This is a genomic window from Streptomyces sp. NPDC056948, from assembly GCF_042674225.1.
Taxonomy (GTDB): Bacteria; Actinomycetota; Actinomycetes; order Streptomycetales; family Streptomycetaceae; genus Streptomyces; species Streptomyces purpurascens.
The window spans coordinates 1-6,455 of the sequence record NZ_JBHUQX010000479.1; the positions used below are offsets into that span (position 1 = coordinate 1).

Annotated in this window: 5 protein-coding genes and 1 pseudogene; 5 read left to right on the plus strand and 1 reads right to left on the minus strand. The window is 70.3% G+C overall.

What is annotated here, in order from left to right:
- Window positions 1-228, minus strand: a pseudogene (locus ACFTZL_RS38825) (hypothetical protein); the annotation flags it as partial.
- 238 nt (window positions 229-466) lie between these two features.
- Between ACFTZL_RS38825 and ACFTZL_RS38830 the strand changes: the two are divergent.
- The 5 genes from ACFTZL_RS38830 to ACFTZL_RS38850 all read left to right on the plus strand — a co-directional run bounded on the left by ACFTZL_RS38830 (window position 467) and on the right by ACFTZL_RS38850 (window position 6,450).
- Window positions 467-1,660 carry an argininosuccinate synthase gene (locus ACFTZL_RS38830; protein WP_382593364.1) on the plus strand — a complete coding sequence of 398 codons (1,194 nt, stop codon included), beginning with the start codon at window positions 467-469 and terminating at the stop codon, window positions 1,658-1,660.
- 69 nt (window positions 1,661-1,729) lie between these two features.
- Window positions 1,730-3,166: an argininosuccinate lyase gene (argH, locus tag ACFTZL_RS38835; RefSeq protein WP_382593367.1), complete on the plus strand. Its 1,437-nt coding sequence runs from the start codon at window positions 1,730-1,732 to the stop codon at window positions 3,164-3,166.
- Window positions 3,167-3,301: 135 nt separating this feature from the next.
- Window positions 3,302-4,273: an aldo/keto reductase gene (locus ACFTZL_RS38840; protein ID WP_382593370.1), complete on the plus strand. Its 972-nt coding sequence runs from the start codon at window positions 3,302-3,304 to the stop codon at window positions 4,271-4,273.
- Window positions 4,274-4,372: 99 nt separating this feature from the next.
- The gene (locus ACFTZL_RS38845; protein WP_382593373.1) at window positions 4,373-4,924 is read left to right on the plus strand and encodes a TetR/AcrR family transcriptional regulator; all 552 of its coding nucleotides are present in this window, start codon (window positions 4,373-4,375) and stop codon (window positions 4,922-4,924) included.
- On the plus strand, window positions 4,921-6,450 hold the full coding sequence (locus ACFTZL_RS38850) for an MFS transporter (protein WP_382593376.1): 1,530 nt from the start codon (window positions 4,921-4,923) through the stop codon (window positions 6,448-6,450). Before ACFTZL_RS38845 ends, ACFTZL_RS38850 begins: the two co-directional genes overlap by 4 nt.
- Window positions 6,451-6,455 lie beyond the last annotated feature (5 nt).

A 6,455-nucleotide genomic window follows, 5' to 3' on the forward strand; every position in this document is an offset into this window, starting at 1 on the left:
GTCGACCTCGGCCTGGGCCGAGGCGGGGATCGCGGGAAGCTGTCCGGTGACGTCCAGGCAGCTGATGGTGCCGGGGCCCGCCAGCGTCCGGGCGTTCGTCCCACCGCTCGCGGGCGTCTCCCCGGCGAGGGCGAAGCCGGCGATCACCGTGCCGGACAGTGCCACCGCGGCGGCGCCGCCGATGAACGCGACGCGACGCTTGTTGTACTTCGGAAGAGCCCTGGACATGCGGATGCCTCACTAGGGGTCGGGGGGACGGGGGTGTCCTCGGTGTGCGAAACGCGGCGCCTGCGTTCGGCGAGAGGTACGAGTAAGCGGTTTCCCGCGTTCAAAGGATCTTCAAATTCTTCTCGGCCTGACCAAAAATCGCTGCTCGCGCCGAGTCTGATGCGCACCGGATTGACGAATCATGCAGTGCTCTGCATACTCATGCATGACAGTGATTGCAGTACGGAGGAGAAAACCCGTGACCGAGCGCGTCGTACTCGCCTACTCCGGCGGTCTTGACACCTCCGTCGCCATCGGCTGGATCGCCGAGGAGACGGGCGCCGAGGTCATCGCGGTCGCGGTCGACGTCGGCCAGGGCGGCGAGGACCTGGACGTCATCCGCAAGCGCGCGCTCGCCTGCGGTGCCGTCGAGGCCGAGGTGGCGGACGCCAGGGACGAGTTCGCCGAGGAGTACTGCCTCCCGGCGATCAAGGCCAACGCCCTCTACATGGACCGCTACCCGCTGGTCTCCGCCCTGTCCCGGCCGACGATCGTCAAGCACCTCGTGGCCGCCGCCCGGAAGCACGGCGCCACCACCGTGGCCCACGGCTGCACCGGCAAGGGCAACGACCAGGTCCGCTTCGAGGCCGGCATCGTCGCCCTCGCCCCCGACCTGAAGTGCATCGCCCCGGTCCGCGACTACGCCATGACCCGCGACAAGGCCATCGCCTTCTGCGAGGCCAAGGGCCTGCCGATCGCGACCTCCAAGAAGTCGCCGTACTCCATCGACCAGAACGTCTTCGGCCGCGCCATCGAGACCGGCTTCCTCGAGGACATCTGGAACGCGCCGATCGAGGACATCTACGAGTACACCCAGAACCCGGCCTTCGCCCGCGAGCCGGACGAGGTCGTCATCTCCTTCGAGGGGGGCGTCCCGGTCGCCCTCGACGGCAGGCCCGTCACCGTCCTCCAGGCGATCCAGCAGCTCAACGAGCGCGCCGGCGCCCAGGGCATCGGCCGGATCGACATGGTCGAGGACCGGCTCGTCGGCATCAAGTCGCGCGAGGTGTACGAGGCTCCGGGCGCGATCGCCCTGATCACCGCCCACCAGGAGCTGGAGAGCGTCACCGTCGAGCGCGAACTCGCCCGCTACAAGCGCGGCGTCGAGCAGCGCTGGAGCGAGCTGGTCTACGACGGCCAGTGGTTCTCCCCGCTCAAGCGTGCCCTGGACGGCTTCGTCGACGAGGCGAACCAGCACGTCACCGGGGATGTCCGGATGACCCTGCACGGCGGCCGCGCGGTCGTCACCGGTCGGCGTTCGCAGCAGTCGCTGTACGACTTCAACCTCGCGACCTACGACACGGGCGACACCTTCGACCAGTCCGCGGCCAAGGGCTTCATCGACATCTACAGCCTGTCGTCGAAGATCGCGGCGAAGCGTGACCTGGCCTAGGCGCATCGGGACCCGGCCTGGGCATATAAAGGTCTGCGTCACATCCACACCCCTCTAGGAGCAACGCAAGTGAGCAGCAACAGCGGTGACGTCCGGCTCTGGGGCGGCCGTTTCGCCGACGGTCCCGCCGAGGCCCTGGCGAAGCTGTCCGCGTCCGTCCACTTCGACTGGCGGCTCGCGCCGTACGACATCGCCGGTTCGCGTGCGCACGCGCGCGTGCTGCACAAGGCCGGGCTGCTCACGGACGACGAGCTGACGAGGATGCTCGACGGCCTGGACCGGCTCGAAGCGGACGTCGCCGACGGCTCCTTCGTCGGCACCATCGCCGACGAGGACGTGCACACCGCGCTGGAGCGCGGCCTGCTGGAGCGGCTCGGCCCCGACCTCGGCGGCAAGCTGCGCGCGGGCCGCTCCCGCAACGACCAGGTCGCGACCCTCTTCCGGATGTATCTGCGCGACCACGCCCGGGTCGTCGGCGGCCTGATCGCGGAGCTCCAGGACGCCCTGATCGGCCTCGCCGAGGCACACCCCGACGTGGCGATGCCCGGCCGCACGCACCTCCAGCACGCCCAGCCGGTCCTGTTCGCGCACCACGTCCTGGCCCACGTCCAGTCCCTCTCCCGGGACGCGGAGCGGCTGCGCCAGTGGGACGCGCGCACGGCGGTGTCGCCCTACGGCTCGGGCGCCCTGGCGGGCTCCTCCCTCGGTCTGGACCCGGAGGCGGTGGCGAAGGACCTCGGCTTCGAGCACGGCTCCGCCGGCAACTCCATCGACGGCACGGCCTCCCGCGACTTCGTCGCCGAGTTCGCCTTCATCACGGCGATGATCGGGGTCAACCTCTCCCGGATCGCCGAGGAGGTCATCATCTGGAACACGAAGGAGTTCTCCTTCGTGACCCTGCACGACGCGTTCTCCACGGGCTCGTCGATCATGCCGCAGAAGAAGAACCCGGACATCGCGGAGCTGGCCCGCGGCAAGTCCGGCCGCCTGATCGGCAACCTGACGGGCCTGCTGGCCACGCTCAAGGCCCTGCCCCTCGCGTACAACCGCGACCTCCAGGAGGACAAGGAGCCGGTCTTCGACTCCATCGACCAGCTCGAGGTCCTGCTGCCGGCCTTCACCGGCATGATGGCCACCCTCACGGTCCACCGCGAGCGCATGGAGGAGCTGGCCCCGGCCGGCTTCTCCCTCGCCACGGACATCGCCGAGTGGCTGGTCAAGCAGGGCGTCCCGTTCCGCGTCGCCCACGAGGTCGCCGGCGAGTGTGTCAAGGTCGCCGAGGCGGAGGGCAAGGAGCTGGACGGCCTGACGGACGACCAGTTCGCCAAGATCTCCGCCCACCTGACCCCCGAGGTCCGCACGGTCCTCAACGTCCCCGGCGCCCTCGCCTCCCGCAACGGCAGGGGCGGCACGGCACCGAGCGCGGTCGCCGTCCAGTTGGCAGAGGTGAAGGCGGACGTGGCGACCCAGCACGAATGGGCAACAGCACGACAGCAGGCCTTTTAGGGGCGCGGAGAACTGCGCGACAAGCCACCGCCGTCTCGCACTCGCAAAACACCGCAAGTCCCGAGCTCTGAGGCGAAGGTCATCGCGGGTTACGTTGGTCGAAGCCGAACCGGAGCCGACCGAACGGAGCCCGCGATGCCCTTCGCCCGCCTCGCGACCGCAACTACTCCCACCTGTCACATCGGACTAGGCCTCGCCGCCGTAGGACGCCCCGGCTACATCAACCTCGGCCGAGACGAAGACCTCGGAGAAGACCGCAGCGTCGAAACCCTCCGCACCCGCACCCACGAACTCCTCGACGCCGCCTACGCCCAAGGTGTCCGCTACTTCGACGCGGCCCGTTCCTACGGCCGCTCGGAGGAGTTCCTCGCCGACTGGCTCAAGGCGAGGCCCGCCTTCGACGACATCGTCGTCGGCAGCAAATGGGGCTACACCTACACCGCCGACTGGTCCACCGACGCCGACCGGCACGAGGTCAAGGACCACGCCCTGCCCACCTACGAACGGCAGCGCGCGGAGAGCGACGCCCTGCTCGGCGACCGGATGGACCTCTACCAGATCCACTCGGTGACCCCGGACAGCCCGGCGCTCACCGACAAGGAACTGCACGCGAAGCTCGCGGAGGCCGCCGCCCAGGGCCTCACCATCGGCTTCTCCACCAGCGGCCCGGCCCAGGCGGACGCGATCCGCGCCGCCCTCGCCGTGACGGTCGACGGCGAACCCCTCTTCCGTACCGTCCAGTCCACGTACAACGCGCTGGAGACCTCCGCCGCGCCCGCACTCGCCGAGGCGCACGACGCCGGACTCACCGTGATCGTCAAGGAGGGCATGGCCAACGGCCGGCTCGCCGGGCCGCACGCCCCGGACGTTCTGACGGGGGTCGCCGAGGAGGCCGGACTGGGCTGCGACGCCGTCGCCCTGGCCGTGATCCTGCGGCAGCCCTGGGCCGGTGTGGTCCTCTCCGGCGCGGCCACCACCAACCAGCTCGCGTCCAACCTGCACGCCGCGGTCGTCGACCTCGACGACGACCAGCTGACCCGCCTCGCCGTGCTGGCCGAGGAACCGCACACGTACTGGGAGCGGCGCGGGCAACTGCCCTGGCACTGAGCATCACCTCTCCTCGGAGCGACAACCGACAACCGACAGCCGTGAGACGGGCATGCCCAGCGTGAGACATCAATGTCTCATATGGTCTATGCTCGTCTCATGGCTGTCGATCCTGATCACGTGCTGCGCACCGCCGCGGCCCTGCTGACCCGCAAAGCCACCGCGACCATGGACGAGGTCGCCAGGGCCGCCGGGATCAGCCGGGCCACGCTGCACCGCCACTTCGCCGGGCGTGACGCCCTCGTCCGTGCGCTGGAGTCGCTGGGCATCGCGGAGTGCGAGGCCGCGCTGGACGCGGCCCGGCTCGAGGAGGGCACCGCGAGCGATGCCGTACGCCGGCTGGTCGGGGCCGTCGAGCCCGCCGCCGGACTGCTCGCCTTCCTCTACACCGAGAACCAGCTCTTCGAGGGCGAGGAGCAGAACGCGGGCTGGGCCCTGATCGACGACCGGATCTCCGCCCTGTTCCGGCGCGGCCAGCTCAGCGGCGAGTTCCGTATCGACCTCACACCCGCCTGGCTCACCGAGGCGCTCTACGGCCTGATGGCCTCCGGCTCCTGGATGGTGCACAGCGGTAAGGGCGCACCCAAGGACTTCCAGCACATGATCGTCGAGCTGCTGCTCGGCGGCGCACTACGGAGAGAGGAACCATGACCAGCACCTTGCAGGCGGCGGAAGCGACCGAGGCGGTGAAGCGCCCGGGCCGCTGGCTCGCACTCGGCGTCCTCGTGCTCGCCGTGCTGCTGGTGGCCGTCGACGCGACCGTGCTCGGTCTCGCGACCCCCTACATCAGCGAGGATCTGAACCCCTCCGGCACGCAGTTGCTGTGGATCGGCGACGTCTACTCGTTCGTCATCGCCGGACTGCTCGTCTCCATGGGCAGCCTCGGCGACCGCATCGGCCGCAAGCGGATCCTGCTGATCGGTGCCACGGCGTTCGGCGCGATATCCGTGTTCAACGCCTATGCCACCACCCCCGAGATGATGATCGTCGCGCGGGCACTGCTGGGCGTCGCCGGCGCCACCCTGATGCCGGCCACGCTCGCGCTGATCCGCAACCTCTTCCACGACCCGCGCGAACGCAGTCTCGCCGTCGGCATCTGGGGCGCCACCGCCTCCGCCGGTACGGCCGTGGGGCCGATCGTCGGCGGATTCCTGCTGGAGCACTTCTGGTGGGGCTCGGTCTTCCTGATCAATCTGCCCGTGATGGCGGTCCTGGTCCTCGTCGGGATCAAGCTGCTGCCCGAGTCGCGGACCGCGAACGCCGGCCCCTGGGATCTGGGCAGCGTCGTGCTGTCGCTGGTCGGCATGATCGGTGTCGTGTACGCGATCAAGGAGGCGGCCACACACGGCTTCGCCTGGGCCACCCTGGCCGCCGGCCTGCTGGGCGCGGCCGCCCTGTACGGGTTCGTGCGCCGTCAGCTCACGCTCCCCGCGCCGCTGCTGGACATGCGGCTGTTCCGCCACCGCGGCTTCAGCGGGGCCGTGCTGGCGGACCTGCTGACCATTCTCGGCCTGTCCGGGCTGGTGTTCTTCCTCTCCCAGTACCTGCAACTCGTCCAGGGCAGGCGCCCGTTCGAGGCGGGTCTTGCCGAGCTGCCCGCCGCCATCGGCGCGGTGGTGGCCGGTCTGCTCGCGGGGCGTGCGGCCCGCCGCTTCTCGGTGCGGGCCGTCGTCGCCGGGGGCCTCGCCGCGATCGGCCTCGCGCTGGCCGCGCTCACGGTGATCAGCCAGTCCACCGGCTACCCGCTGCTCGGGACCGCGCTGCTGGTCGTCGGTGTCGGTGCCGGTTTCTCCTTCACCGTGACCGCCGACGTGATCCTCTCCAGCGTGCCCAAGGAGCAGGCGGGCTCCGCCTCCGCCGTGTCCGAGACGGCGTACGAACTCGGCGCGGCCCTCGGCATCGCCGTGCTCGGCTCCATCGTGACCGGCGTCTACCGCGACTTCACCGGCCCGGCGGGCACCCCGGCCGCGGCCCACGAGTCACTCGGCGGCGCCGTCGAGGCGGCGGCGAGCATGCCCGCACACAGCTCAGCGGTGATGCTGGACGCGGCCCGCACGTCCTTCGTCGACGGCCTGGCACTCGCGGCGGGCGTCGGTGCGGCGGTCCTGCTGGCCGCGGCGGTGGCGGCGTGGTTCCTGCTGCGGGGGCAGCGGCTCGAAAGCGGGGCGGAACACTGAAAGAC

Excerpts from the sequence above, each read along its gene's own strand:
- ACFTZL_RS38845 (WP_382593373.1), top strand. The coding sequence starts at position 4,373 with ATGGCTGTCGATCCTGATCACGTGCTGCGCACCGCCGCGGCCCTGCTG.
- ACFTZL_RS38840 (WP_382593370.1), top strand. The coding sequence starts at position 3,302 with ATGCCCTTCGCCCGCCTCGCGACCGCAACTACTCCCACCTGTCACATC.
- ACFTZL_RS38850 (WP_382593376.1), top strand. The coding sequence starts at position 4,921 with ATGACCAGCACCTTGCAGGCGGCGGAAGCGACCGAGGCGGTGAAGCGC.